Origin of the sequence: Acetobacter ghanensis (assembly GCF_001499675.1) — a bacterium.
In the GTDB taxonomy this organism is placed as follows: Bacteria; Pseudomonadota; Alphaproteobacteria; order Acetobacterales; family Acetobacteraceae; genus Acetobacter; species Acetobacter ghanensis.
In genome coordinates this window covers 1,309,842-1,336,288 of the sequence record NZ_LN609302.1, presented here as the reverse complement: position 1 = coordinate 1,336,288, position 26,447 = coordinate 1,309,842, and the positions used below count along the sequence as shown (strand labels likewise).

At 56.5% G+C, this 26,447-nt stretch carries 16 protein-coding genes; 2 read left to right on the top strand and 14 right to left on the bottom strand.

What is annotated here, in order from left to right:
* Positions 1 to 47: 47 nt before the first annotated feature.
* The 12 genes from rpoC to AGA_RS06345 all read right to left on the bottom strand — a co-directional run bounded on the left by rpoC (position 48) and on the right by AGA_RS06345 (position 20,785).
* Entirely contained in the window at positions 48 to 4,223 is a 4,176-nt protein-coding gene (gene rpoC / locus AGA_RS06400; protein ID WP_059024702.1) for a DNA-directed RNA polymerase subunit beta', read from the bottom strand.
* Between the two features lie 93 nt (positions 4,224 to 4,316).
* Positions 4,317 to 8,489, bottom strand: coding sequence for a DNA-directed RNA polymerase subunit beta (gene rpoB, locus AGA_RS06395; RefSeq protein ID WP_059023536.1), 4,173 nt, complete (start codon positions 8,487 to 8,489; stop codon positions 4,317 to 4,319).
* Between the two features lie 213 nt (positions 8,490 to 8,702).
* The gene (gene rplL / locus AGA_RS06390) at positions 8,703 to 9,077 is read right to left on the bottom strand and encodes a 50S ribosomal protein L7/L12 (protein WP_059023535.1); all 375 of its coding nucleotides are present in this window, start codon (positions 9,075 to 9,077) and stop codon (positions 8,703 to 8,705) included.
* A 99-nt stretch (positions 9,078 to 9,176) separates the two neighbouring features.
* Positions 9,177 to 9,695 carry a 50S ribosomal protein L10 gene (gene rplJ / locus AGA_RS06385; RefSeq protein ID WP_059023534.1) on the bottom strand — a complete coding sequence of 173 codons (519 nt, stop codon included), beginning with the start codon at positions 9,693 to 9,695 and terminating at the stop codon, positions 9,177 to 9,179.
* Between the two features lie 279 nt (positions 9,696 to 9,974).
* Positions 9,975 to 10,667, bottom strand: coding sequence for a 50S ribosomal protein L1 (gene rplA / locus AGA_RS06380; protein ID WP_059023533.1), 693 nt, complete (start codon positions 10,665 to 10,667; stop codon positions 9,975 to 9,977).
* A 4-nt stretch (positions 10,668 to 10,671) separates the two neighbouring features.
* Positions 10,672 to 11,106, bottom strand: a complete 435-nt coding sequence (gene rplK / locus AGA_RS06375) for a 50S ribosomal protein L11 (RefSeq protein ID WP_059023532.1) — start codon at positions 11,104 to 11,106, stop codon at positions 10,672 to 10,674.
* A 106-nt stretch (positions 11,107 to 11,212) separates the two neighbouring features.
* Positions 11,213 to 12,781 (bottom strand): efflux transporter outer membrane subunit, encoded by a 1,569-nt coding sequence (locus AGA_RS06370; protein ID WP_231946085.1) that lies wholly within the window; start codon positions 12,779 to 12,781, stop codon positions 11,213 to 11,215.
* A gap of 41 nt (positions 12,782 to 12,822) precedes the next feature.
* Positions 12,823 to 14,130 carry an efflux RND transporter periplasmic adaptor subunit gene (locus tag AGA_RS06365; RefSeq protein ID WP_059023530.1) on the bottom strand — a complete coding sequence of 436 codons (1,308 nt, stop codon included), beginning with the start codon at positions 14,128 to 14,130 and terminating at the stop codon, positions 12,823 to 12,825.
* Positions 14,127 to 17,300 (bottom strand): efflux RND transporter permease subunit, encoded by a 3,174-nt coding sequence (locus AGA_RS06360; RefSeq protein WP_059023529.1) that lies wholly within the window; start codon positions 17,298 to 17,300, stop codon positions 14,127 to 14,129. Before AGA_RS06360 ends, AGA_RS06365 begins: the two co-directional genes overlap by 4 nt.
* A 118-nt stretch (positions 17,301 to 17,418) precedes the next feature.
* Positions 17,419 to 18,792, bottom strand: coding sequence for a sensor histidine kinase (locus tag AGA_RS06355; RefSeq protein WP_059023528.1), 1,374 nt, complete (start codon positions 18,790 to 18,792; stop codon positions 17,419 to 17,421).
* Positions 18,779 to 19,492 (bottom strand): response regulator transcription factor, encoded by a 714-nt coding sequence (locus AGA_RS06350; protein WP_059023527.1) that lies wholly within the window; start codon positions 19,490 to 19,492, stop codon positions 18,779 to 18,781. Before AGA_RS06350 ends, AGA_RS06355 begins: the two co-directional genes overlap by 14 nt.
* A gap of 21 nt (positions 19,493 to 19,513) precedes the next feature.
* Positions 19,514 to 20,785, bottom strand: coding sequence for a DNA recombination protein RmuC (locus tag AGA_RS06345; RefSeq protein ID WP_059023526.1), 1,272 nt, complete (start codon positions 20,783 to 20,785; stop codon positions 19,514 to 19,516).
* Positions 20,786 to 20,980: 195 nt separating this feature from the next.
* Here AGA_RS06345 and AGA_RS06340 point away from each other — a divergent pair, with 195 nt between their 5' ends.
* The gene (locus AGA_RS06340) at positions 20,981 to 22,249 is read left to right on the top strand and encodes an MFS transporter (protein ID WP_059024701.1); all 1,269 of its coding nucleotides are present in this window, start codon (positions 20,981 to 20,983) and stop codon (positions 22,247 to 22,249) included.
* 125 nt (positions 22,250 to 22,374) lie between these two features.
* A complete protein-coding gene (locus AGA_RS06335; RefSeq protein WP_059023525.1) occupies positions 22,375 to 22,761 on the top strand; it encodes a hypothetical protein in 387 nt (128 codons plus the stop codon).
* Between the two features lie 12 nt (positions 22,762 to 22,773).
* On the opposite strand, the gene bcp is transcribed toward AGA_RS06335, so the two are convergent.
* Together bcp and AGA_RS06325 are read right to left on the bottom strand one after the other, a co-directional pair.
* A complete protein-coding gene (bcp, locus tag AGA_RS06330) occupies positions 22,774 to 23,262 on the bottom strand; it encodes a thioredoxin-dependent thiol peroxidase (RefSeq protein ID WP_059023524.1) in 489 nt (162 codons plus the stop codon).
* Between the two features lie 38 nt (positions 23,263 to 23,300).
* Complete coding sequence (locus AGA_RS06325) at positions 23,301 to 26,411, bottom strand: bifunctional [glutamine synthetase] adenylyltransferase/[glutamine synthetase]-adenylyl-L-tyrosine phosphorylase (RefSeq protein ID WP_059024700.1); 3,111 nt, start codon at positions 26,409 to 26,411, stop codon at positions 23,301 to 23,303.
* Positions 26,412 to 26,447: the final 36 nt, after the last annotated feature.

Below are 26,447 nucleotides of genomic sequence, written 5' to 3'. Positions count from 1 at the left end.
AAGGCCGGAGCAATGCCCCGGCCTTTTCCTTATCCCGATAAAGACGCTTACTCGGCCGCAGTTCGGCTAACGCGCTGCTTGTCCTGCTCCGCTGCAATAGCACGCAGGCGCTTCATAACGCTCCCAGTACCAGCAGGGATCAGACGACCCACAATCACGTTTTCTTTCAGCCCCATCAGCTTATCGACCTTACCTGCCGTTGCTGCTTCGGTCAGGACACGTGTCGTTTCCTGGAAGGAGGCTGCGGAGATAAACGACTGAGTCTGCAGAGATGCTTTAGTAATACCCTGCAGCACCGGCATGGCCAATGCGGGACGTTCACCCGCATTGAGGCACTTGGTGTTCTCCATATCGAACTCAAGCCGGTCAACCGTCTCGCCGATCAGATAAGTGGTGTCACCCGGCTCCAGAATTTCAACCTTCTGAAGCATCTGACGAACGATAACCTCAATGTGTTTATCGTTAATCTTCACGCCCTGCAGACGATAGACATCCTGAATTTCATTGATCAGGTAGTCAGACAGCGCCTCGACCCCCATGACCTTCAGAATATCATGCGGAACGCGAGGACCATCGACCAACGGATCGCCTTTTTCCACAAAGTCACCTTCCTGAACGGAAATGTGTTTGCCTTTGGGAATCAGGTATTCCTGCTCGTGACCTGTTTCATCATTCTTAACGATAATGCGGCGCTTGGACTTGTAGTCCTTACCAAACTCAACGCGCCCTTCCATTTCCGCAATAATCGCGTGATCCTTGGGACGACGTGCTTCAAACAGTTCGGCCACACGCGGCAGACCACCTGTAATATCACGCGTCTTGGAACCTTCACGCGGCAGGCGGGCCAGCACGTCACCAGCGTTCACTTCCGCACCATTTTCGATGGACAGCAGTGTTTCAGGCGACAGGAAGTAACGGGCTTCAGCCCCGTTATCCAGCTTGACCACTTCGCCATTGGCGTCCTTCAGCTGCAGACGAGGACGTAGGTCAACACCCTTCCCTGCCTGCTTGTAGTCCACCACAACCTTGGAAGTCAGGCCGGTCACTTCATCCATACGCTCAACAAGCGTAATGGAGTCAATCAGGTCCAGATATTCAACCTTACCGGCTTTTTCCGTAATAATTGGCAGTGTGTAGGGGTCCCACTCAGCCAGTTTCTGACCTCGGGCGACTGTCGCACCTTCCGTGGTCAACAGACGTGCACCGTAAGGCACACGATAGCGGAACTTTTCCGCGCCCTTTTCGTCTGTCAGCAGAATTTCACAGTTACGCGCCATGACGATCGGCACGTTCTGACTGTTCTGCACCACGTTACGATTGCGGATGACAATTTTACCATCACGCGATGCTTCGATCATGGACTGCTCGGCACCACGCTGCGCCGCACCACCAATATGGAAGGTACGCATGGTCAGCTGAGTGCCTGGTTCACCAATGGACTGCGCGGCAATAACACCAACAGCCTCACCGATATTAACCGGCGTACCACGAGCAAGATCACGCCCATAGCAACGGCCGCAAACACCAACACGGCTATCGCATGTCAGCACGGACCGAATGTGAATGACTTCAACACCCGATGCTTCAATGCGTTCTGCATCAGCTTCGTCAACAAGCTGGTTACGGGTCGCAATGACTTTACCCGTAGCCGGATCCACAACATCGGACGCAAGAGTACGACCCAGAATCCGCTCGGACAACGAAGCAACGACTTCGCCACCATCCATAACGGCACGAACCGTCAGGCCGCGCTCGCTACCGCAGTCTTCTTCAATGATGATGCTGTCCTGAGCCACGTCGACCAGACGACGGGTCAGGTAACCGGAGTTGGCGGTCTTAAGCGCGGTATCCGCTAGCCCTTTACGTGCACCATGGGTGGATGTGAAGTAATCGAGAACCGAGAGGCCTTCTTTAAAGTTGGCAATAATCGGCTGCTCAATAATTTCACCCGACGGCTTGGCCATCAGACCACGCATACCAGCAAGTTGCTTCATCTGCGCCGGCGACCCACGAGCCCCGGAGTGGCTCATCATCCACACAGAGTTGATGGGCTTACCGACTTCCTGACGCGAAATCTCTTTGGTCATCGCTGCCTGCACTTCGTCCGTGCAGCGCGACCAAGCATCAACCACCTTATTGTAACGTTCGCCAGCGGTAATCAGACCGTCCTGATACTGCTGTTCAAACTCCTTCACTTCAGCGGCAGTACGATCAACCAATTCTTTCTTTTCGGCTGGGATGATCATGTCATCTTTGCCGAAGGAAATGCCTGCCTTCGCAGCATGACGGAAGCCAAGAGCCATCAAACGGTCACAGAAGATCACGGCTTCTTTCTGCCCGCAATGACGATAAACCGTGTCAATCACGTCAGACACAGCCTTCTTCGTCAACTGGCGGTTGATCAGAGAGAACGGCACGGCTTCATGCTGCGGCAGGATCTGCGCAATCAGCACACGACCAGGCGTTGTAACTGCTGTTTCGTAAACAGGCTTTCCATCAGCGCCGATCTTTTCAAACCGTGCACGGATCTTGTCGTGCAGCTTAAGTGCACCGGCGCTAAGCGCGTATTCCACTTCTCCAATAGAGGAGAAAGATGCCGCGCCAGCTTTAACCAGTTCACCCGTCGTTTCATTATATTCATTACGATCAGGCGTGACCTTGAACTCAGGTGTTTCGAGGCTGAGGTAATACAGCCCCAGAACGATATCCTGAGAAGGCACAATAATCGGCTTGCCGTTTGCAGGGCTGAGAATGTTATTGGTCGACATCATCAGCACGCGTGCTTCAAGCTGCGCTTCCAGACTGAGCGGCACGTGTACAGCCATCTGGTCGCCGTCAAAGTCCGCATTAAAGGCGGTGCAGACCAGCGGATGCAGCTGAATCGCCTTCCCTTCGACCAGCACAGGTTCAAACGCCTGAATACCCAGACGGTGCAGCGTAGGCGCACGGTTCAGCAGAACGGGATGTTCGCGGATAACCTCTTCGAGAATATCCCAGACTTCCGGACGTTCCTTTTCCACCATACGCTTTGCAGCTTTAATGGTGGTTGCGTGACCGTACTTTTCCAGTTTGGCGTAAATGAAGGGCTTAAACAGCTCAAGCGCCATCTTCTTGGGCAGGCCACACTGATGCAGCTTGAGCTCAGGCCCCACCACGATAACCGAACGACCGGAATAGTCGACGCGCTTACCCAGCAGGTTCTGACGGAAACGCCCCTGCTTACCCTTAAGCATATCGGACAGAGACTTGAGCGGACGCTTGTTGGCGCCGGTAATGGCGCGACCGCGACGACCGTTATCGAACAGGGCGTCCACAGCTTCCTGCAACATGCGTTTTTCGTTACGCACGATAATGTCAGGCGCACGCAGTTCCATAAGCCGCTTGAGACGGTTGTTACGGTTGATGACGCGGCGATACAGGTCGTTCAGATCGGACGTTGCAAAACGGCCACCATCGAGCGGCACCAGCGGACGCAGTTCTGGCGGAATAACCGGAACCAGATCCAGAATCATCCATTCCGGACGGGCACCACTTTCCGAGAATGCTTCAATCAGCTTAAGACGCTTAACGAGCTTCTTGCGCTTGGCTTCAGACGTTGTTTCTTTAAGAGCCTGGCGGAGCTCTACTTTTTCGGCATCGCACTCAATGCGTTCAAGAACCTTCTTGATCGCTTCCGCACCAATACCGACTTCAATCCCTTCTTCGCCATAATCATCCATCGCGTCGAGATACTGCTCTTCGGTCAGGAGAGAATACTGCTTGAGGGGAGACGTACCGGGTTCGAGAACCAGATAGTTCTCAAAATACAGAACTTTTTCCAGATCCTTGAGCGTCAGGTCGACCATGAGGCCGATGCGGCTGGGCAGGGATTTCAGGAACCAGATGTGGGCAACCGGGCTGGCCAGCTGAATATGGCCCATACGCTCACGGCGAACTTTGGCCAAGGTCACTTCAACGCCGCACTTTTCGCAGATAATACCGCGGAACTTCATCCGCTTGTATTTACCGCACAGGCATTCGTAATCCTTGATCGGGCCAAAGATCCGAGCGCAGAACAGGCCATCACGTTCCGGCTTGAACGTACGGTAGTTAATGGTCTCGGGCTTCTTGATTTCACCAAAAGACCAGGACCGGATCTGCTCGGGCGAAGCAAGCTGAATCTTGATCTGGTCAAAGGTCATTGCCTGGCCGGTCTGGCCAAGAATTTTCATGAGTTCATTCATGTGCAGAAGCCCCCAAAGGGAAATGGAGCGCTGGAGCAAACGCTCCAGCCTCCTTCTTGAAATAAGAACGGATTGTGGCGGGGAAAGTCACCGTTAGTCTGCCCCCTGCTCCAGCTCCACATTCAGACCAAGGGATTTGAGTTCCTTGATCAGCACGTTGAAGCTTTCCGGAATACCGGCTTCAAAGTCATCCTGTTCACGTACGATCGCTTCATAAACCTTTGTTCGGCCAGACACGTCATCCGACTTCACGGTCAGCATTTCCTGCAACGTGTAGGCAGCACCGTAAGCTTCCAGCGCCCACACTTCCATTTCACCGAACCTCTGGCCACCGAACTGCGCCTTACCACCCAGCGGCTGCTGCGTAACAAGCGAATACGGACCAATGGAACGTGCATGGATCTTGTCATCGACAAGGTGATGCAGCTTGAGCATGTAGATGTAACCAACGGTCGTCTTGCGCTCGAAATGCTCGCCAGTCCGTCCATCAATCAACTGCGACTGCCCAGACTTATTGACACCTGCCTTTTCCAGCATGGCTTCAATATCAGGGATGGAGGCACCGTCGAACACAGGAGTAGCGATAGGCACCCCTTTACGCAGGTTATTTGCCAGTTCGACCAACTCGTCGTTGCTCATATCTGCAATGGCGTCGTCATAAACTTTGTTACCGTACACATCCTTCAGACGGTCCAGCAGTTCCTGACGTTTTTCACCAGTGCGCTGGTAGTCATCAACCAGATCACCAATCCCACGGCCAATGTTGGCGCAAGCCCAGCCCAGATGCGTTTCCAGAATCTGACCGACGTTCATACGAGACGGCACACCCAGCGGGTTCAAAACCAGATCAACAGGCGTTCCGTCTTCAAGGAACGGCATGTCTTCAACAGGCACCACGCGGGAGACAACACCCTTGTTCCCATGACGACCGGCCATTTTGTCACCCGGCTGAAGCTTACGCTTAACCGCGACAAAAACCTTGACCATCTTCATAACGCCAGGCGGCAGTTCATCACCACGCTGAAGCTTTTCAACCTTGCTTTCAAAACGGGCCTGAATACGGGCAATAGCCGCATCAAACTCACGCCGCAGGGTTTCGAGTTCAGCCATAACGCTGTCAGACGTCACAACAATATGGCGCCACGTTGCGCGGGGATGTTCGTCCAGAACCTCCTGCGTGATCACCGTGCCAGAACGGATGCCTTTGTAGCCTGCACCTGCGGTCTGATCGAGCAGCTTTTCACGCAGACGGCTGTAGAAGGAACGTTCCTGAATGGCGCGCTCATCATCACGGTCCTTAGCCAGACGCTCGATTTCCGCCCGTTCAATGGCCATTGCACGTTCGTCTTTATCCACACCACGGCGGGAGAAGACACGAACATCAACAATGGTCCCCGTGGTGCCAGGCGGCAGACGCAGGGACGTATCCCGAACATCCGATGCCTTTTCACCAAAGATGGCGCGCAGCAGTTTTTCTTCCGGCGTCATCGGGCTTTCGCCCTTGGGAGTAACCTTACCGATCAGAATATCGCCGGGGTTCACCTCAGCGCCAACATAGACAATGCCAGCTTCATCGAGGTTGCGCAGGGCTTCTTCACCAACGTTTGGAATATCGCGGGTGATTTCTTCCTGCCCAAGCTTGGTATCACGCGCCATGACTTCGAATTCCTCGATATGAATCGAGGTAAACACGTCATCCTTGGCAATCCGCTCAGAGATCAGGATGGAGTCTTCGAAGTTGTAACCATTCCAAGGCATAAATGCGACCAGCACGTTACGACCCAGAGCCAGTTCGCCCAGCTCCGTGGAAGGACCATCGGCAATAATGTCGCCTGCGCTCACCTGATCCCCGACATGCACCAGCGGACGCTGGTTGATGCAGGTGGACTGGTTGGAGCGAGAATATTTACGCAGGCGGTAAATATCGACACCCTGCGTAGCACCACTCGCATCCGTTGCACGCACCACAATACGGGCACCGTCAATCTGGTCCACAATACCGTTACGCTTGGCAACAATCGTAGCGCCGGAATCGCGGGCCACGGCAGCTTCCATGCCTGTACCGACAAGCGGCGCATCAGAGCGCACTAGCGGCACAGCCTGACGCTGCATGTTGGAACCCATGAGTGCGCGGTTCGCGTCATCGTTCTCGAGGAACGGAATGAGTGCGGCGGCAACAGACACAAGCTGCTTGGGCGATACGTCACATGCGGTGACTTCCACAGGCGGCACCAGACGGAAGTCACCGTTACGACGAACCGAGATCAGGTCGCTCGTCAAAGCGCCCTGTTCGTTCACCTTGGCATCAGCCTGCGCAACGACCAGCTTTTCCTCTTCCATAGCGGAGAGGTATTTCCAGCCGTCCTGCAGCACACCGTCTTTCACCAGACGATACGGCGTTTCGATAAAGCCGTATTTGTTCACCTTGGCGTATGTCGCCAGTGAGTTGATCAGACCGATGTTCGGACCTTCTGGCGTTTCAATCGGGCAGATACGACCATAATGGGTTGGATGAACGTCACGGACTTCAAAGCCTGCGCGTTCACGTGTCAGACCGCCCGGACCAAGTGCTGAAAGACGACGCTTATGCGTCACTTCCGACAGTGGGTTCGTCTGATCCATAAACTGGCTCAGCTGGGAAGACCCAAAGAACTCACGCACAGCAGCCGCAGCAGGCTTGGCGTTGATCAGGTCATGCGGCATGACCGTATCAATATCCACAGACCCCATACGCTCGCGAATGGCGCGCTCCATGCGCAGCAGGCCAATGCGGTACTGGTTTTCCATCAGTTCGCCCACGGAGCGAACACGACGGTTACCCAGGTTATCAATATCGTCGATCTGACCGCGGCCATCCTTAAGGTCACACAGGACCTTGATGGTGCGCAAAATGTCTTCCTTACGCAGGACGCGCACGGTGTCTGGGACATCAATGTCCAGACGCATGTTCATTTTGACGCGCCCGACTGCGGACAGGTCGTAACGATCAGGATCAAAGAACAGACCCTGCAACATGGCTTCCGCAGTTTCGGCCGTTGGCGGCTCACCCGGACGCATAACGCGGTAAATGTCGATCAGCGCTTCATCACGGCCGCTGTTCTTATCAACGGTCAGAGTGTTGCGGATCCACGGCCCTTTGGCAGCATCAATTGCCAGAACAGGAAGCTCGGTGATGCCAGCTTCTTCCAGCGCAGCCAGACGGGCCTCGGTGATTTCCTCACCAGCCTCGCCATAGATTTCGCCGGTGTTCATATTCACCATATCGCGCGCAATAAAGCGCCCAATCAGGTCAATGTCACCAACCAGCACTTCACGTGTTTTTTCTGCGATTTTGCGAACAAGGCGCGCTGTCAGCTTTGTTTCAGCGTCAGCGACAACTTCACCTGTTTCCGCATCAACCAGAGGGGCCAGCAGCTTGAGACCACGGAAGGAGTCCGCATCGAACGGACGAGCCCAACCTTTGGCAGACTTGGTGAAAGTGACCGTATCGTAGAAATAACCGAGGATTTCATTGGCATCCATGCCCTGAATATCCAGAGCATCAACGTCCCCACCTTCAGCCTGCTTCGCCTTGCGGGCAGCAGCAGAGGCTGCTCCTTCCAACGCATAAAGCAGAGTTGTAACGGGAAGCTTACGCTTACGGTCAATACGAACGTACAGCAGATCCTTGGCGTCGAATTCAAAATCAAGCCACGAACCACGGTAAGGTATGACGCGCGCGGCAAACAGGTATTTGCCGGAAGAATGCGTCTTACCCTTGTCGTGGTCAAAGAACACACCGGGAGAACGGTGCATCTGGCTGACAATAACGCGCTCGGTACCGTTAACGATAAACGTACCATTATCGGTCATGAGCGGCATGTCGCCCATATAAACCGGCTGCTCCTTGATATCGCGAATGGAACGGGAGCCAGTGTCCTCGTCCACATCCCATACGATCAAACGCAGAATAACCTTGAGTGGCGCAGAGAATGTCAGCCCGCGCTGAATGCATTCCTCAACGTCGTATTTCGGCTCTTCAAATTCGTAACTGACGAACTCAAGACGCCCACGCCCGGCAAAATCATTAATTGGGAAGACGGAGCGAAAAACCTCCTGCAAACCCGTAGGCATACGCGCATCAGGCGACACATTGGCCTGAAGAAACGTCTCGTAAGACGCACGCTGCACATCTATCAGGTTCGGCATCGGGGCGATTTCGGGAATCCGCCCGAAACTCTTGCGAATCCGCTTCCGTCCTGTGAACGATTTGGTGATTGCGTTCATCGTCGCTCCTGCCCCGCCCTTATCTCGGACCATCAGGCTCGTGGTCAGCCGCGAGCCTGATGGTCCGACCTATTTCGGCCAAAACCAAACCGGATTTACCCGGCAACCTGCCCCAGATCAACCTGAAACAGGCAAACGGGCAGAGGCATACACCCCCACCCGAGAACCTCAATTTCCTTTACCTCAGCCACAAAAGCCGAGATCAAGGCAATCTTACTTAACTTCGACGCTTGCGCCGTTATCTTCAAGAGTCTTCTTGATTTTAGCAGCTTCGTCCTTGCTGACGCCTTCCTTAACGGTCTTGGGAGCGCCTTCAACCAGGTCCTTAGCTTCTTTCAGACCCAGACCCGTGATGCCACGGATTTCTTTAATCACGTTGATCTTCTTGTCGCCAGCGGCGGTCAGAACAACCGTGAATTCGGTCTGCTCTTCAGCAGGAGCAGCAGCAGCGCCCGGAGCAGCAGCAGCAACGGCTACAGGAGCAGCAGCGGAAACGCCCCATTTTTCTTCGAGCAGCTTGGAAAGTTCAGCAGCTTCAAGAACGGTCAGAGCGGACAGTTCGTCAACAAGCTTAGCAAGATCAGCCATAGTCAGACTTCCTAATATAAACACTGGTTAGCAAAACGCAACCTCCACACAGAGGCTACGTGTATTTCTTGTACACACTCCCAGATATGGGGTGCGTGGTCAGGCAGCTTCACCCGTTTTGGCATAGGCCCCAAAAACACGAGCAAGCTGGCCAGCCGGCGCCTGAACAACACCAGCAATGCGCGTAGCAGGCGTGGAGATAAGACCCACGAGCTGCGCGCGCAGCGTGTCGAGCGACGGCAGCTCGGCAAGAGCCTTGATCCCAGCTACATCAAGTACCTGAGAACCAAGAGAACCACCAAGCAGCTCAAGCTTGTCATTGGTTTTGGCGAACTCAACGATCACCTTCGCCACTGATACAGGTTCATCCGCCCACGCAAGCGCGGTCGGCCCCGTCAGCAACGGTGCGATACCGCTGAACTGGGTCCCATCCAGGGCGAGAGTTGCCAGCCGGTTTTTAGCAACCTTGTAGTTTGCACCCGCTGCCCGCACCTTGCGTCGCAGATCCGTCACATCAGCCACGGTCAACCCGTTATTACGGGTAACCACAACCATGGACGTTTCGGCGAACACGGCGGCCAGAGAGGCAACAAGGGCCTTCTTTTCCGTACGGTCCAAATCCCGTCTCCGTCTTGTTCCATCAGATATAAACCTGACAGAACGGGTTGCCCTTTAGGTTCTGCAACAAACAGAACCCGCTCGCCTGTCCTTGATAAACGGAATATCTGGCACTGCCGAAAATTCAGCCTGCTACCAGCATCCCCGTCTTACCACGCGCCAGCCACAAGAGCCGTTTAAGGATAAACCACGTGTGGTCTCGGACAGGTATAAGAAGCAGTAAACCACTTCTTTCATGCATCGGGCCAGCTACAAGAGCCAACCCGACAGCATTCTTACTCAGCCTGCGAAGGCAGAGACGTCCAGCTGCACACCCGGCCCCATTGTGGAGGTCAGGGCAGCTTTCTTCAGGTAGGTGCCTTTTGCGCCAGTCGGGCGGGCCTTCTGCACGGCATCAACAAATGCACGTACGTTTTCAGCCAGCTTGTCTGCACCAAAGGATGCCTTACCAACACCAGCGTGGACGATACCGGTCTTTTCAGCACGGTATTCAACCTGACCGGACTTAGCTGCCTGAACGGCACCCTTAACGTCCATGGTCACGGTACCCAGCTTGGGGTTAGGCATCAGACCACGCGGACCGAGGATCTTACCCAGACGCCCCACCAGAGCCATCATGTCCGGCGTAGCAATGCAGCGGTCGAAAGCGATTTCGCCAGCCTGCACCTGCTCCATCAGGTCTTCCGCACCAACAACGTCTGCACCAGCAGCCTTGGCTTCTTCAGCCTTGGGGCCACGTGCAAACACACCAACGCGCAGGGTCTTGCCCGTACCATTCGGCAGGGACACAAAACCACGGACCATCTGGTCAGCATGACGCGGATCAATACCCAGGTTCAGGGCAATTTCAACCGTTTCGTCAAACTTTGCGGTCGCGTTGTCTTTTACCAGAGCAACAGCTTCGTCCAGAGCGTATGCCTTACCGGCAACAACCTTGGCGCGAGCAGCTGTAAGACGCTTGTTCTGTGCCATGATATTAGCCTTCCACCACATCAATACCCATGGAACGGGCAGAGCCGACCAACATGCGCACAGCGCCATCAAGATCGTTTGCGTTCATGTCCTGCTGCTTCTGAGCAGCAATTTCACGCAGCTGATCCATAGTCACCTTACCCACGGAACCGCCCTTACCAACCGTCTGGCTGCCTTTGGAAATTTTGGCGGCCTTGAGCAGGAAGTAGGTGTTCGGCGGAGTTTTAGTGATGAAGCTGAACGTACGGTCAGCATAAGCGGTGATCACCACAGGAATCGGCATACCGGGCTCAAGGCCCTGGGTCTTGGCATTAAATGCCTTGCAGAATTCCATGATATTCAGACCGCGCTGACCCAGAGCCGGACCAACCGGCGGAGAAGGGTTGGCTTTACCAGCGGGAATCTGAAGCTTGATGTAGCCAACAACTTTTTTGGCCATATCCGGGACTCCTCAAAAATGTACCCGGACCGCGGTTATTAACGATTCCTACCCACACATAAAATGCTGGCAGGGACCTCCCGCGTTCCGATCAGGAAAGGCGCGCTTACCGGTGTGCAGCGCCCTTGTCAAGAGGCACGGATGTTTTTGCGCCTCCACTCAGGTCCATGCTGGCAGGGTCGCGGACGGTTGTAATACCCCCCGCAGCAGGAGCCTGCCGCAGATTGCTGTATTGCAGAGGCTTGAAGGGCATCAGCACGCTATCACCCTGCGGCAGCTGATCCCGCGACCAGCCACCACCCAAAGCCCGAATTAATTCCACACGGGCGTCTATGGCACGGGTACAGGTCTGCACCAGAGCAATACGTGCATTCAGAGCCGCAACCTGCGCCACAACCACATCCAGATAATTGGTCAGACCACCGGTATAGAGCGCCATGGTCATACCCTGTGTGCGCACGGCGGCGTCCACCGCATTGGACTGTTGACCCACCTGCACCTTAAGGCGGTTTACACGCGTCAAACCGTCCTCCACCTCCTTAAAGGCATCAAGAACAGCACTGCGATACAGGTCTTCATGCTCGCGGTACTGCGACCAAGCGCGTTGCAGATCCGCACGCCGCAAGCCGCCCTGAAACAACGGAAGCAACGCCTGAGCGCCAAACTGGTACATGGCGTTGGAAAGCGATGCCAGATCGAACCCGTTATCCATAAACCCCGTCATGGCATTGAAGGTCACATGCGGATAAAATGCTGCACGGGACACCCCTATGGCCCTGTTGGCCTGCGCCATGCGCCGTTCCGCCGCAGCAATATCCGGCCGCCTTTCAAGCAGGGTGGACGGCAGGGCAACAGGCAACGGGGTCTGTGCAAAGTTCAGGCCATTAACAGGTGCAATGTGGAATACCGCCGGGGCCTGATTAACCAGCGTTGCAATGGCGTGCTCCATAACATCCCGCTGGGTTTTTATGTCAGTTTCCTGCGCCTGCGTGGTGTAAAGCTGCGCCTCCGCGCGGGAGACATCCATCCCCGGCGCAATCGCCCCGGCCAGACGCATATTGGTAATCTGCACGGCCGTTTTGTAGTACCGGATGGAATCCTGATAGACCGCATCCTGCGCATCCAACCCACGCAGAATAATGTAATCGCTCGCAAGTTCGGCCTGCAGGCTCAAGCGTGCTGCGGCATAATCTGCTGCACGCTCCTGCACATTCTGCTTGGCCATACGGGTCTTATTGCGGATGGCAGACCAGAAATCCGGCTCCCACGTTGCCGTGCCTGAATACTGTTCGGACGACATATACATTGGCCCCGTGGACCCAGCCCCGCGCCACAGACGGTGCGCGGAACCTTTGTACTTTGCGCCGCCAGCCATACCACCAACCTGCGGGTAAAGCTTCGACTTGGCCTCCATAGCCAGATCACGCGCCTGAAGGAAAGCCTCCGCCTCCGCCTGCAAATCGGGGTTCAGGCGCATGGCCTGCTCCTCCAGATCATTCAGCACCGGGTCCCCAAATACGGTCCACCAGTTCTGGTTGAGGGTTGTGTCAGCCCCACCGGCGGGCTGCATAACACCACTGCCACGCCAGTTGTCCGGATAAACAAACGTAGCTGGTTTATACCGTGGCGCCATATCGCACCCTGCCAGCACGGACAGAATGCTCCCCCCCAACATTAACCGTGATGCAAAAAGCCTGTAGCCCTGCCCTCTCCCCTTCATTGGCGTCCCCCGGATTCCGGCATGGGCCGGTTATCTTCGGGCATGGCGCGCGTATCGTCCTTGCTGGTGTCTTCTGCTTTTTTGGGAGCAACTGGTGGTACGTTGTAACCCGGTGTCCCTTTAACAATACGCACCAACTGCCCGTCCAGCAGGCCAGCAGAAGGGTTATTGATTACTCTGTCGGTTTTTTTGACCCCGCGCTGCACCTCAACAGTGGTCCCCAAGTCACGCCCCAGAGCCACATTGACCAGATGCACATGGTTGCTGTCATCCACCAGAGCGACCTGCGTACCCTCCTGCCTGAAAACAATAGCCCCTTCAGGCAGAATAAGCTGGTCTGGGTCGGCGGGCGCGCGGAACGTGGCTGTTGCATAGGAGTTGGGCCACAGCTCCCCGCTCTTGTTGTCCAGCACCAGCTCGGTTGTCACAGTACGCGTATTGGGGTTGAAGGCCGTGGCCGTGGCCAGAAAACGGGCCTTAAACGTGCGTTCGGGGTACTGGGGCACAACCAGATTGGCCTGCAAACGGGGTGAGATAATGTCCGCATAATCCTGCGGAACAGCCACAAACACACGCATGGCATGAACATCCGCCACACTAAACAGTTCCGTGGCGTTCCCGCGTGAGTCCACGTCTCCCCGCCCTGCGTTAACGTAATCGCCCACATCAGCCATACGGGACGTTACGATGCCATCAAAAGGGGCGACAATTTTTTTGAAGCCTTCAAGAGCGGCATAACGCTCAACATCATGCTGGGCCGCCTCAACCTGTGCTTTTTCGGCCTCGGCATTGGCGGCCTGCACGTCCACCTCCTGCTGGGAAACAGCCTGTGTTCCCTGCAATGCCTTCCAGCGCCGCGCCGTGATCTGCGCCAGTTTATAGCGCGCTACCGCCACGTTATAATTGGCCTTGGCGGCGGCATATTGCGCATCCAGTCCGGGCGTATCAATTTCGGCCAGCACGTCGCCAGCTTTAACGCGCGCGCCAAAGTCCTTGTACCACATTTTTACGTAGCCAGAGACCTGCGCATAAATCGGAGCCTGATACCATGCCGCGATATTGGCTGGCAGGGACAGCTCGCGTTCGTCTGGCCCATGCTGCGGATAAATAACCTGCACAACGGGCACGGCGTCATTCGCCGTTTCCTGCGCCAGTTGCACATAGGCCGAATGCCTTTGCACAAGACCCATAATAACAAGGAAGCCTGCCACACCAGCGACAATAGCAAACCCCATTCTTCTTTTACGAGCGGATGCCGTGGCTTTGGCGTCCACGCCACCCGTATTGTCGTGTTCCGGGGTCATACGCCAGCTTCCTCTTCTTTTGTCGTCGGCAGTTCTTTTTTGTTGTGCAGTAGCGCAAACACGCAGGGAACAAACAGCAGGGTCGCCACTGTAGCCACCAGCAGCCCCCCCATAACCGCCTTACCCAACGGCGCATTTTGCGAATTACTTAGGGACATAGGCAACATGCCAATAATCATGGCGGACGCCGTCATCATAACCGGGCGAATACGCTCAAACCCGGCTTCCAGAGCAGCCTTAATGGCATCTCCATGCACATCCAGCCTCTCACGCGCAAATGCTACAACCAGAATGGCATTGGCTGTGGCCGTACCCATGCACATGATCGCCCCCGTAAGGGCAGGAACAGACAGGGTTGTATGCGTAAGGAACAGGCTCCATGCGATCCCCGCCAGCGCTCCGGGCAGGGCCGTAATAATAATGAACGGGTCCAGCCAAGACTGAAAGTTGACCACAATCAGCAGGTAAACAAGCAGAACAGACATAGCCAACCCTGCCAGCAACTGCACATAGGCGCTGTTCATGGTGACCGCCTGCCCACGGACCGCAAGGGATGACCCGCGCGGCAGATCCGGCCGGAGTTCATCCACAATCCGCTCGACCTCGCGTGAGACTGTTCCCAGATCAATCCCCTCATTCGAAGCATAAATATCAAACACGGGCATGATGTTGTAATGCGCAACTTCGGCTGGTGTGCCGACCTGCTCAATCTGGCTCAGCCCCCCAAGAATCTGGGGTGTCTGCCCGCTCGGATTGCCATCACCCTTGTCGATCGGGGTAATTTCCAGATCATTCATGGTCTGGAGGAACGAGGCCGGGGTCTGGATGTCGATCAGATGCGAGACCCCGGTTTTTGTATCCAGCCAGTAAACCTGTCCGACCTGAGAACTCCCCGAGAGTGAGACCAGCACGTTATCGGCCACGTCCGCCTCGCGAATGCCAGTCCCCAGCGCGTACATGCGGCGTGCATTCACACGCAGGGTTGGCGTGGTCATGGGTTCCTGCACCGAAATATCGGTCAGGCCGGTCACATGCCGCAGCCGTTCTGCAATACGGTTGGCAAAGCGGAAGTTGGCTGGCAGGTCACGCCCGACCACCTGCACATCAATCGGGGATGGCAGACCAAAGTTCAGGATTTTGGCCGTCAGATCCCCCGGCAGGAAGGAGAACTGTGTGCCGGGGAACTTCTCATTCAGGTTGTGGCGCAACAAACGCCGATATTCCGCAACGGGCGCAGCCTCGTTTTTGAGCGAGATGGTAATATCGCAATCCTGCGTGCCAACAGTTGGCGTGGGAATATAAGCCATATTGAGCGGACTGAACGCCAGACCGCAGTTATTGACCATTCCCTCCACCTGCCCGGGCAGAGTGCGCTCAACTTCAGTATCCACCAGTTGAGAAATTTTTCCCGCTTCCTCCAGACGTGTACCAACAGGCGCACGCATATGCAGGGCAATAACGTCTGAATCCACCTCTGGAAAAAAGTTCTGCCCGACAAAAAACAGCAGCCCGAGTGACCCTAGCGAGCACAGCACAAACACCGGAATAAAGGTGCTCCGCACCTCGATCAGGTAATTGAGCAGAGCATGGTAACGATGCCGAAAATTCTCGAACCCCCGCTCGAAGGCGCGTTGGAAGCGGCCAAAAATTGTGCGCGGTTCCTGTGGTCCATGCGCATGGGCCGCCACCTGCGCCGCCAGCATGTACTTGGCCATGGTCGGCACCAATGTGCGAGAGAGAATGAACGACGCCATCATGGCAAAAATAATGGCTTCGGCCATAGGCATGAACAGCCAGCCAGCAACACCCGTAAGCTGGAACAGTGGCATCCACACAATGCAGATACACAAGGTGGAGACAAATGTTGGAATAACAATCTGGTTGGCCGCGTCCACAATGGCCGTCTCCAGATCCTTTTCCATCTCCAGATGCGCATCAATGTTTTCGATCATAACGGTGGCATCATCCACCAAAATACCAACGGCCAGCGCCAGACCGCCAAGAGTCATCACATTGATGGTCTGCCCAGCCCAGCCCAGACCGATAATCGAACACAGCATGGCCAGCGGGATGGACGTGGCAATAATAACCGTGGACCGCCACGACCCGAGGAACAACAGCACCACCAGCCCGGTCAGGAAGGCGGCGGTTATCATTTCCCGCACCACGTCCTGCACGGATTCCTTCACAAAGGTGGAGGCATCATTCAGCACACGGATGCTCACACCGGGCGGGAGCGTCTGCACAATGCCGGGCAAGAGCTTTTTAATGCCTGCCACCACATCCAGTGTGGAGGCATCCCCACTCTTCATGACCACAATCAGAACGCCCTGCTGCCCTTTGACCAGCACAAGGTTGGTCTGGGGCGGGCCACCCTGATGCACCCACGCCACATCGCGCAGGCGGACCACGGCGTGCCCAACCTGCTTGATGGGAATATCGTTCAGTTCATCCAGCTCACGCGGGGCGGCGTTGGTCTGCACCATCCAGTCAAATGGTCCAATGCGCTGATCCCCCGCCGGCAACACAATGTTCTGGCTGTTCAACGCACGGGAGACATCCACCGGAGAAAGGCTGTGCGCCAACAGCTTGACCGGGTCCAGATCCACCATAACGTTGCCCGGCTTACCCCCATACGGGTTGGGAATAGCCGCCCCCGCCACGGACACCAGCGCGGGACGGATGAGGTTGGACGACATGTCGTAAATTTCGGACGCCGTCATGGAGGTGGACGCAACCTGCAACGTAATAACCGGCACGGAGGATGCGTCATACGCCAGCACAAGTGGCGGCGTGGACCCTGTTGGCATCTGCTTGATAACGGTCTGGGAGACGGAGGTAATCTGCGTCTGTGCAACCGCTGTGTTCGTTCCGGGCTGGAAAAAGATTTTGACAATCCCGCGCCCGTAATAGGACTGGCTTTCTATGTGTTCGATATTATTGACGGTCGCAGTCAGTGCGCGCTCGTAATAATAGACCACACGGCCCGACATATCCTCGGGCATAAGCCCCGTATATTGCCAGATAACAGCCACAACCGGGATGCGGATACTGGGGAAAACGTCTGTGGGGGTGGAAAAGATACCCTTAATTCCAAAAACAAGAATCAGGATGGATAGCACAACAAAAGTGTACGGCTTTTTAAGTGCTATAAGAACAATCTGGTTCATGCGCCGTGCCCTTGGCTAACAACGGGCCCGGCAATCATTCTGGAAATGGTCGTCATTTTGCCAGTAGATACCCGCACATCTTTCTCCCGCTTGTGACATTATCTTTACAAACATTACTCTAGGCCAAAGCCAAAGCCGGAAAAGCAATGCTAAAGCGCGTCCCCCGACCATCGGGGCCGCTCTCGATGTTGACGTCTGCATCATGCAAATGAGCAATGGCGCAAACAAGACTTAGCCCCAGACCGCTCCCCGGCACATGCCGGCTCTTGTCCGAGCGGTAGAACCGGGACAGCACACTCTGCCTCTCCTCGGGGGCAATACCCGTACCCGTATCTGTAACGACCAGCATAACCGCATCGTCTGTTTGTTGCACATCCATTACGATACTACCGCCTTCGGGGGTGAATTTGATAGCATTATCAACCAGATTGGCCAGAAGTTCGATCAGAAGGTGCCGGTCCCCCCATACAAGTCCTTCCGCAACACACGGAAGAGCCTGTAGTTTTTTGCTCTCCATTTCGGCAATGGGTTCGTAAAGGTCGAACACATCGTCCATTAACTCGCGCAGTCTGACCTGCGCAAAGCCTGCCATACGGCGGCTGTTCTCTATTTCCGCAATGCGCAGCAACGCGGTAATAATACCAAGGCACTGGTCCAGATCATCCACCGCCCGCCCTATGGCGGCTTCCAGTTGCTCGGGGTCCCGCTCCCCCGACTGCGCACGCTCCAGCTTTGCCCTTACGCGTGACAGCGGTGTGCGCAGATCATGCGCAATATCGTTCCCCACTGCGCGCATTCCGTCCATCAGATGTTCTAGCCGGTCAAGCATACGATTCACGCTTCCCGCCAGCCGCTCCAGATCATCCCGCTCCCTGTTGGCGGGCAGGCGTTCGTGAATGTCCCCCGCCATAATACGGTCTATGGCCTCGTGCATCTCCTTCACTCGGGACAACGCCCGATGACTGAGCGCAACCCCAAGAAACAACGCGAACAAAAAGGTTGGAACTGCTGCCACCAGCATGGCATGGCGGAGCATGAGCTTTTGCTCCGCCAACAGATGAAAACTGCGCCCCAGCACCAGAATGGTGTGGTCTGGCAAGGTTACGGCCAGTAGTCGCAGCGGGTAGGCTGCCCCTTCTTCGGGATATATCTCGATGTTGTGCGGTTTACCGTCGGCCCTCAGCCCATGGGGCCATGTATGCAGGTCCCCAGCAATAAGCGCGTGCCCCGCATCAAACAACCCCGCGCTGTTAATAATCAACCGCAGGTCATCCGTTGCGCGCCGGCGAATAACATACTCCAGATGCTCGGGAGACATCTGGGCCAGCAATTCCGCCTCCCCTTGCAGCAGTTCCGTCGAGCGGCGGGATTCCACGGCTTCCATCTGGGCATAAACCAGCCCGAACTGCATCAGCATAACGCCAGCCATTGCGGCCAGCGCCATCAGGGTGATGCGGAACGTGGCAGTCCGAAAAACCTCAGTCAGAAACACGCAGTTGGAACCCTGTGCCTCGAATGCTCTGGATCAGCGGCTCCTCGCCCGGCGCATCCACTTTTCTGCGCAGTTTTCCAATATGCACATCAACCAGATTGGTACGGGGGATAAAGCGGTACTGCCACACATCCTCCAGCAGCATGGACCGTGTCAGCACCTGACCGGGCCTGCGCATGAGGTATTCCAGCAGCCTGAACTCCCGGGGCAGCAGGTCAACCTCGCGCCCATCTCGCCAGACACGCCGTTCGATCAGATCCATTTCCAGCGGGCCAGCACGCAGCTTAGTATTGCGCGTATCATCCGGCCGCCTGAGCAGAGCCTCAATCCGTGCGACCAGTTCTTCCATGGCAAACGGCTTGGTAAGGTAGTCATCCCCGCCAGCCTTCAGCCCCGTTACGCGGTCATCCACCGCGGACAGGGCAGAAAGAACCAGCACAGGCACACGAATCCCCTGCTGACGCATGGCCTCTATAACAGACAGGCCATCGCACCCCGGCAGAAGCCGGTCCACCACCATAACATCAGCCTCGCCCTTCAGGGCTGCTTCCAGCCCGGCATTGCCGGTTTCCTCATGGTGGACGTTAAAACCGCGACCTGTCAGTTCTCCTACAATTTCTTCGGCAATTCTGCCGTCATCTTCAATAAGGAGAACCGTCCGCCCTTCCAGAAAAGGGGGGAGCGTATCGTCTTCAGCCATACCTGCCCTCGTGTTCGTGTTCTACCCTGTTGCAGTGCTACCCTTCGCATGGCCACTAAATTCAATTTCAGACTCTTCGCCTTCGTCCTCGGCGCCGACTGGATTATCAAGCTCCTTAAGCCTGCGTGTGACCACTCTGGTGCGCCGTCTCGCCTCTTCAATGGAGAAGGACATAGCCTGAGCATTCCGCGCCAGCTTGTCTAGCACTCCATCCATTTTCAACATCTCCTGCCGTGTAGCTCCCAGCAGGCGTGCAATGCTTTCCGTCCGTTCTTCCAGCGCGAGGGTTACATAACCCAGATGAATGGTGCGCAGCATGGCGGGCATAAGGGCTGGCCCCATGACCATAACCCTAAACTGCCGCCCCACATCATCTATCAACCCCGGAATGCGGGCGACCTCAGTGTAGAGTCCATCCGTTGGCAGATAAAGCACGGCAAATTCAACAGTTGCGGGAGGCTGGATGTATTTGGTGGCAATTTTACGGGCTTCCGAGCGCACCGTGTTTTCCAGCGATTTACGTGCGGCCTTTTCTGCAACCGTGTCTCCTTCCTCTGCGGCGTTCAGCAGTTTTTCATATGCTTCGGTCGGGAATTTGCTGTCCACGGGCATAAGGGGCGGTGTTTCGGTTTTGACCGGCATACGAATGGCAAACTCCACCACATCGTTCCCCGGCCCCAGCCTTACATTGCTTTCATATGTTCCCGGAGGCAGTACATCGTCCAGAATGGCGCGAAGCTGCGCCTCCCCCCAACCACCCCGTGTTTTGACATTGCTAAACAGGCGTTTGAGGTCGCTGATCTGCGCCGTCATGGCCCGCACTTCGCCCATGGCCTTTTGCATGGCGGTAAATTGCTCCAGCACGCGCTGGAACGATGAGTGCATCTGCCGTTCCACGGCCTCGTGCAGTTGCTCGGTTACTGCGTGGCGGATTGCGGCCAACTGCTGGGCGGATGCTTCCGCCATGTTCCGCAAGGCCTCTGCCTGCGCCGCCCGCGCCTCTGCCTGCTCCCGCCCCAGACCGCCCGACAAGCTACCCAACTGCTCCGACAGTTCGGCCCGCATACGCTCCAGACGGTCACCAAACGCGCGCTCCATCTCGATCATCGCGCTTCTCTGGGCGGACGAATCAGCACGGGCAGCGGCCGCCTCACGCTCCATCATAACATACAGGCGCGCCAGCAGATCACTATCTGCCCCCTTTGGCGCGGGTCTACGCAAGGTATAGGCCAGCAGCCCCCCCATCAGAAGGGCCGAGACTGCGACACACACAAGAACAATTACAGAACTCATGCCCTGTTGTGTCTTATGTTTACACCAAGAGCAAGCGCCTCTGAGCTTTGTTTTTGAACAAAAACCCGCGCAACCATACGTCATTCCTCATGACGAGAACGTAATGACAAGATCGTGTCCGTAATGATACTACCCTTGCCCTCGGTGTCCTGTTCATGAACATGACAAAAAAGCCCAAGAGTGGAGAAGCACAGCTTGAACACGGCACAACGCATTCGTGGTATTCTGGCAGGGTCTGCCGGGAACCTGCTCGAATATTTTGACTGGTACGTTTATTCTTCCTTTACCATTTACTTTGCCCATGCGTTTTTCCCGCATGGCAGCCCCACAGCCGAGTTGCTGAACGCTGCCGCCGTGTTTGCCGTTGGTTTTTTTATGCGTCCCATTGGTGGGTGGCTCTTGGGCATGGCGGCTGACCGGTACGGACGGCGCAAGGCGCTTACCTTTTCGGTTCTGGCTATGTGCGTGGGGTCTCTGGCCATTGCGGTTTGCCCCACTTACGAGCAGATCGGCGTTGTTGCCCCGGTCATACTGGTCCTGGCCCGGCTGGTGCAGGGGTTAAGCCTTGGTGGAGAATATGGTGCCTCCGCCACCTATCTGGCCGAAGTCTCCACCCCACAGCACCGCGGCTTCTGGTCCGGTTTCCTGTATGTCACTCTGGTCATGGGCCAACTGCTTGCGCTGTGCGTGCTGCTAGTCATGCAATATGCGTTGCTGACACCAGAGCAGATTGCCGCATGGGGCTGGCGTATTCCCTTCTTTATCGGGGCGGGCGGCGCGGTACTGGTTTTCTGGCTCCGTCGCCAGATGGCTGAGAGCGAAAGCTTTGAGAGCACCAGCAAAAAGCAGACAAAAGGCGGCGTGCGCGTCATGCTCCAGCATTGGCCCTCCGTCCTGAGGGTTTGCGGGTTGACGCTTGGCGGAACGGTCGCCTTTTACACCTACACAATTTACATGCAGAAATACCTTGCCAACTCCCTTGGTTTTCCAAAGGAGACTGCCACTCTCATTTCGGCTGCAAGCCTGTTTGTATTCGCCGCCATGCAACCGCTGTTTGGCGCGGTATCTGACCGGGTCGGACGCAAGCCCCTGCTACTGTTTTTTGGCGTGGGGGCAAGCCTTGGCACCGTACCGCTCCTTACCGCCCTCTCCCACGCTACATCGGGCTGGATGGCCTTCGGGCTTATTGTTCTGGCCCTGTTTGTGGCCTCGGGTTACACCTCCATCAATGCCATTGTTAAGGCTGAGCTTTTCCCCACCCGTATTCGCGCATTGGGGGTCGCCCTGCCCTACGCGCTGACAGTCTCCATTTTTGGCGGAACAACCGAGTATATTGCCCTGTGGTGCAAGCATATCGGGCATGAAAACTGGTTTGCATGGTATGTGTCCGCCTGTGCTCTGGCCACGCTGACAACCGCGCTGACACTGCCCAAAACCGCAAAAATGGACGAAACCGCATCCTGACCACCCCGGTACTTTTTTCAACAAAAGGACAGGGAACAGCCTTTAATTTGCCACAAGCGGATCGATATTTAAGGGAGAACAAAAAACATGGAGCAATCTGACACCCTGCTCCAAGGAGGCACTTCATGCGCCGCATGACACAATTCCTGATGGCCCTGCCCGTTATTGCGGGCATGAGCCTTGCCGCCCTGCCCGCTGCTCAGGCGCAGCCCGGTCGGTGGGGTGGCCCCGGTTGGGGGAGAGGCGGTCCCGGTTGGGGCGGCCCCCGCCACCACGGCGAAGGTGGCGCAATTGCCGGGGCCCTTATTGGCGGGCTGGCCGTGGGCGCACTGGCTGGTGCGGCCATGAACAGCGGCCCCGGTGGTTATTACGGTTACGGGTATGCCCCTCCTCCGCCACCACCGCCTCCGCCACCACCTCGTGCATATATGGTGCCCGTGGCGCCTGCCGTCCCGGTTGGGCCTCCGGGGTATTACTACGCTGCTCCAGGCGGGTATTACTCCGGCTGGTAAGGGTGTGTCTGTTCAGCCCGCGCCACACAGGGTGCGGGCCTGAGCCAGAACATCCTCCACATGGCCGGTCACTTTGACCTTAGGCCATATATGGGCAATGTGCCCTTTGGCATCGACCAAAAACGTTGTGCGCTCGATACCCATATAAGTTCGGCCGTACATGGATTTTTCCACCCACACGCCATAAGCCTCGGTCACATGCCCAGCCTCGTCTGATGCGAGGGGGAATGTCAGACCGTATTTGGTTGCAAACGCATCCAGCTTTTTAACCGGATCGCGCGAGACACCGATTACAGTTAGCCCGGCATGGTCAAAAGCCTGCAAGGCTTCATTAAAACCGCAGGCCTCTTTGGTGCAGCCGGGGGTATCCGCTTTAGGATAAAAATACAGCACAAAGGGCTTTCCCTTCAGGGCTGCGCTGTCCACCGTGCGTCCACCACTGGCGGGCATTGTAAACGCGGGGGCCTTGTCTCCGACTTGCAGGGCGTGTGTTGTTTCCATGTCTCTCTCCATTATGCTTTTACCATCTGCACCGGGGTTTAACTGCCGGGCCGTTCGGCCTCGCCATGCTGTCCAACCGGGCCGACCAGCCTCTCAAAACAGGCCCGCACATCCCGCGCCAGCAGGTTGGTCCGCTCCATCAGTTCGGGCAGGGTACGGGCCTTCATATTCCTGAGCAAAATATTCAACGCAGCGGGCACCATATCCACCTCCAGTTCCTTAGGTGGCACTGGCCCACACAACAAACGCAGCAGCGCCTGCAAACGACGCCAGAAAAAATCCGCCTGCCGCAGCATTCTGGCATCTGCCGCATCCAGCAATCCGCACCGCTCCAAGCGCCCCAGAGCAAGCCGGGTCGAAGGGTTACGTGCCGTTGGACTTGCGGCAACCAGTTGAAGAATCTGGGCTATAAACTCCACTTCCACCAGACCACCCGCACGGCGTTTGATGTCCCATATGGAACTTGCGGGCAAATCACGCGCCAGCCGTTCCCGCATGGTTCGGGCATCAGCCAGAAGCGTGGCGCGCGCAGGCGGTACCGGGCGGATGCTTCCATCCAGAACACGCTCCAGATCCTGCGCCAGAGCACGCCGTAGCTTTTGGGGTGCCGCCACAATACGGGCACGCGTCAGGGCCATGCACTCCCACGTCCACGCAGATTCCGCGTGATAGCGCAAAAATGCGGTGCGAGAGACCGCAACAGGCCCCGCAGCCCCCGATGGCCGCAAGCGCATGTCCACCGCATAAAGCGGCCCTTCTGGCCCCGGAGCGGTCAGGGCGGCAATAAAGGCATGAGCCAGACGCGTATAATACTGCCCCACAGCAACGGAACGCGGGCGGGAAAAAGCCAGCCCGTCTGCCCCTCTCTGATGGCGGGCCGGAACATGACTGGCCTGCACCTCTTCGGGGTGATCAAATACCATAAGCAGGTCGAGGTCTGAGCCGGGCATCATCTCGCGCGAGCCTGCCTTACCCATGGCAATAACGGCCATGCCACCGCCGGGCACACGGCCATACCGGCGGATATGGTCCCGCTCCACAGCCTGTTTGATGACGATCATAATCGTATCGGCCAGCAGGGTCCGTGCGCGCTCGGCTTCATCCTCGCTTATCCGGCCTTCCAGCAAGGCAACGGAAAGGCGGAACTCCTCCCCCCGCAGCAAAGGCCGCAGGGTGGTCAGAAGTTCCTCTACATCAGCCACTTCCTCGGCCAGTATTTTCAGCCGGGCCACCACATTGCGGCCTTCCTCCGGCTCTGGAGCCAAAAGCCCTTCCAACGCCGAGGGTTTGTCTGCCAGATGGTCGGCCAGAAAAGCCGAGGCATCAAAAATGCTGGCAATGCGGTCAATCAGTTCCGGGTTGCGTTCAAAGAGGGAGAGCAACTGCACCCCGGCGTGCTGGCGCGCCAACAAAGCATCAAACCGCCGCAGGCAGGCCAGTGGGTTCCCACGTTGGCCAAAATTGGCCAGCAAGGTTGGCATAAGCGCCCGCAACAGGGCATGCGCCCGCTCGGACCGCAACGCACGTAGGCTATGCCCGCTCCACCGTTCCAAAACCTGCGCCGCCTCCACAAGCTGAGCAGGCGGAAAACCGTATTTTTCCAGCAGTTCGGCAACCTGCCCATCTTCAGGTCCGGGCACGAGCACACTGCTGGCGACCATGCCATTAGCGGCGGGCTGAATAACAAAGTGACGCTCAAATATACGCCGGGCCTCGCGCATACGTGGCAGCACATCCAGCGCCAGCGCCTCGCCGTCCGGGTAGTTCATAAAAATGGCGAACGCCTCAAACGCCTCGACCGTATCGGGCAGGCTATGGGTCTGGTGGTCGGCGCGCATCTGCAAACGGTGTTCAGCATCACGCAAAAAACGGTATGTCCGAGCCAGCACTTCCGCTTCTGACCGGGGCAAGCGGCCCGAGCCGACCAGTTTTTTAAGTGCGCCAAAGGTGGTTTTGTCCCGCAATCCGGGTTCACGCCCACCCCAGACCAGTTGCATGGCCTGCGCAATAAATTCAATTTCGCGTATGCCGCCCTGCCCCAGCTTGAGGTTATGGCCCAAAAGCCATGCGCGGCTGGCCTCCGGGTCGGCCAGAACAGAATCGGGCAAGTGCGCCAGATCGGTCCGCCCTGCCTTGCGGTAGCGGTCGATGCGGGCCTTCATGTCATGAATATCGTCGATCAGGGCAAAATCGAGATGTTTGCGCCAGATAAAGGGCCTGATAGCGGCCAGAAAACGCCGCCCCAACGTAAGGTCCCCCGCCACGGGCCGCGCCTTGATCATGGCGGCGCGCTCCCATGTCTGGCCCAAGCTCTCGTAATACAGCGTGGCGGCCTGCACGGTTACGGCTGGCGGCGTGGAAGACGGGTCTGGCCGCAGCCGTAAATCCGTACGAAAAACGTAGCCATTCGCATCGCGCGCTTCCATCAGGCTAACAAGATCGTTAGTCATACGCACAAATACACGTCGCACCGCGTCTGACTGAGGGTACGTTGTGGGGTCGTACAAAACTATCAGGTCGATGTCGGATGAAAAATTCAGCTCACGCGCGCCAAGTTTGCCCATGGCCAGCACAACCAGCCCGCACCCGTGAGTGGGGTTTTCTGGGCATGGCAGAACGAGCGACCCGATATCATGCGCACTCCACAGCAGATGTCTGAGGGCGATTTCGAGCGCGGTTTCAGCCAGACGGCTGAGGGTTTGCGTTACATCCTCCAACGACCATACGCCGCCGAGGTCTGCAATAGCACTAATAAAAGCTATGCGTTTTTTTGCATGACGAAGGAACGCGGCGACATACTCTCGCCCCGATGTGGCGTCAAACTGTGCGCATGTTGCAAACGCATCCTGCACACAGATGTCCGGCCCTTTGTCCAGCAGGGCGGCAAAGGCCTGAATGTCCTCCCGCGCCAGATCGGACAGGTACGGGCTGTTGCCGCCAAGGCACAGCATCAGTTCCTGCGCGCCGGGCAATGCCATAACAGATGCGGCAACACCATTCTGACGGGCAAGCTCCAGCATGTCCTCAACAAAAACAGTGGCCTTGTGCCTGTCGGCCGGAGCAGGCCAATCTGCATCAGGCCACGTCCGCGGGCCTTGCCTGCGCGTCTGCCTTACGTCACGGAAGAGAGAATGATCTGCCTGCGTCATGATATGGCCCGTACTGTGAACCATAAAGGCTTGCTG